The sequence below is a fragment of the Ramlibacter sp. genome (genome assembly GCF_035706265.1).
Classification (GTDB): Bacteria; Pseudomonadota; Gammaproteobacteria; order Burkholderiales; family Burkholderiaceae_C; genus Ramlibacter.
On the sequence record NZ_DASSVG010000174.1, the window covers coordinates 1 to 2,510 of the forward strand.

General features: G+C 68.8%; 3 protein-coding genes. All 3 read right to left on the bottom strand.

Annotation, left to right across the window (positions count from 1 at the left end):
* Positions 1–123: 123 nt before the first annotated feature.
* Positions 124–984 (bottom strand): RNA polymerase sigma factor RpoH, encoded by an 861-nt coding sequence (gene rpoH, locus VFM98_RS06640; RefSeq protein WP_325109119.1) that lies wholly within the window; start codon positions 982–984, stop codon positions 124–126.
* A gap of 172 nt (positions 985–1,156) precedes the next feature.
* Entirely contained in the window at positions 1,157–1,891 is a 735-nt protein-coding gene (gene ung, locus VFM98_RS06645) for a uracil-DNA glycosylase (protein ID WP_325109120.1), read from the bottom strand.
* Positions 1,888–2,510, bottom strand: a 623-nt coding sequence (locus VFM98_RS06650) for a response regulator (protein WP_325109121.1), incomplete at its 5' end; no start/stop codon positions are given. The genes ung and VFM98_RS06650, both read right to left, overlap by 4 nt.

Sequence of the window (2,510 nt, forward strand, 5' to 3'; positions counted from 1 at the left end):
CGGCAGGCGGCGACGTCGCGGCAGTAGAGCCGGCAGGCCCCCGAAACGCACACGGCCCCGCGTGGGGCCGTGTGACAACAGGTTCGCTGGCAGTCCGGCGCGGTCGCCATCGCCTGCCTCGGGTCATGCCGCGAAGAGCGCGCGCATCTTCTTCATCGCGTTGGCTTCCACCTGGCGGATGCGCTCGGCGGAAACGCCGTACTCGTCGGCCAGATCCTGCAGCGTGGCCTTGTTCTCGTCGTCCAGCCAGCGACGCTGGATGATGTCGCGCGAGCGGGCGTCCAGGTGGCCCAGCGCATCGGTCAGCGTCTGCAACTGGCTGTCGGCCTGGTCTTCGTCGGCCACGTTCTCGTATGGGTCGGCGCCGTGGTCGATCAGGAACGCGGCGGGTGCCGGCTTGGCGTCGTCGTCGGCATCCACCGGCGCCTCGAAGCCCACGTCGCGGCCGGAGAGCCGCGACTCCATCTCGCGCACGGTCGCCTCCGGCACGCCGAGGTCCTTCGCCACCGTGCTCACCTCGGCGGCGTTCATCCAGCCCAGGCGCTTCTTGCTCTTGCGCAGGTTGAAGAACAGCTTGCGCTGCGCCTTGGTGGTGGCGACCTTCACGATGCGCCAGTTCTTCAGGATGAACTCGTGCATCTCCGCGCGAATCCAGTGCACGGCGAAGCTGACCAGGCGCACGCCCATGTCGGGGTCGAAGCGCTTGACCGCCTTCATCAGGCCGATGTTGCCTTCCTGGATCAGGTCGGCGAGCTGCAGGCCGTAGCCGGAATAGCCGCGCGCCACGTGCACCACGAAGCGCAGGTGCGACATCACCAGCTTCTTGGCCGCGTCCAGGTTGTCCTGCTGCAGGTAGTCGCGCGAGAGCGCCTGCTCCTCCTCCACGCTGAGCACCGGGATGCGGTGCACCGCGGAGATGTAGGCATCCAGGCTGCCGACCACGCTGGGCAAGGGGAAGTTGGCGGTCACCAGGGCTTGGGACATGGGTGAAACCTCCTGCAAGACGTCAAAGTTTAGCACTCGGGTTCTTGGAGTGCTAAACCGCGCATTGGTTCGATCCGGAAGAAACCCGGGCCTTAATGAACTATATAGTACAGATATTTCGCCGGATTGTCCAGACCCTCTCCCCACCCCATGCGGCCGGCCGGGGCGCGGTTCAAGCCCCGCCGTCGCCGCTGCCCGGCTGCCCGGCCTGCAGGTCGCGGCGCGGCGGCAGCGACCAGTCGATCGGCGGCTCGCCGCGGTCCTGCAGATAACGGTTGGCGGCGGCGAAATGCCCGCAGCCGAGGAAGCCGCGATGGGCCGACAGTGGCGAGGGATGCACCGCCTTCAGCACGCAGTGGCGGCGGGTGTCGATCAGCTGGCCCTTGCGCTGCGCGTACGAGCCCCACAGCAGGAACACCAGGCCCTCGCGCTCGCGATTGAGCGCATCGATCGCCGCATCGGTGAAGCCTTCCCAGCCGCGGTTGGCGTGGGCGCCGGCCCGGCCCTCCTCCACCGTCAGCACGCTGTTGAGCAGCAGCACGCCGCGCTCGGCCCACGGCGTGAGGCAGCCGTGGTCCGGCCGCGGGATGCCCGGCTCGCGCTGGATCTCCTTGAAGATATTCTCCAGCGACGGCGGCACCCGCACGCCGGGACGCACCGAGAAGCACAGGCCGTGGGCCTGGCCGGCGCCGTGATACGGGTCCTGGCCCAGGATCACCACCCGCACCGCGTGGAACGGGGTGTGCTCAAACGCCGCGAAGATCTGCGGCCCGGGCGGGTAAATGCGCTTGCCTTCCTGCTTCTCCTCGCGCAGGAAGGCGGCCAGCGCCTGCATTTCCGGCCGCAGCAGGTAATCGCCGAGGCGCGCCTTCCACGACGGCTCCAGCCGGATCGGATGCCCGCTCATGCGTCCCGGTCGGCCTGCTCGCGCTCGCGCAGGTGGCGCGCCACGCGCAGCTGGAACAGCAGCTTGGTGATCAGCAGTTTTTCCTCGACCGGCTTCTCCACCAGGTCGTTGGCGCCGGCGCGGATCAGCGCGGTCTGGTTGGCGGGGTTCTCGTCGCCGGTCATGACCAGCACCGGCAGGCGGCCCTTGCCGTAGCCGAACACGTTGCGGATATGCTCGAGCAGGTCGCCGCCGGTCAGCTCCCCTTTCAGGCTGACGTCGGTGAGCACCACGTCGGCACCGATCCAGCCCAGCGCGCGGTCGGTTTCCAGCAGGGCGATCGCGTCCTCCACGCTGACCACGTGGCGCACGGTCAGGCCGATCTTCTCCAGCATCCGCCGCGTGGCCAGCGCCACCACGCGGCTGTCCTCCACGTACAGCACGCTGCCCTCGGCGCTGGCCTGCGGGCTGACGTCGCCGCGGATGAACTCGGCCAGCGCCTGGAAGCCCAGCGCCTTGTCGAAGTAGTCGGTGACGTGCTCGCCCAGCGAACGCCGGTACAGACGGGAATCCACGTCGCCGGACACCACCACGATCGGCACGTAGGCCTGCGGGGCGGATTCGCGCACGTAGCGCGCCA

What these genes read in the sequence shown, in the direction of transcription:
- rpoH (WP_325109119.1), bottom strand. Translation starts at nt 984, where the DNA reads ATGTCCCAAGCCCTGGTGACCGCCAACTTCCCCTTGCCCAGCGTGGTC.
- ung (WP_325109120.1), bottom strand. Translation starts at nt 1,891, where the DNA reads ATGAGCGGGCATCCGATCCGGCTGGAGCCGTCGTGGAAGGCGCGCCTC.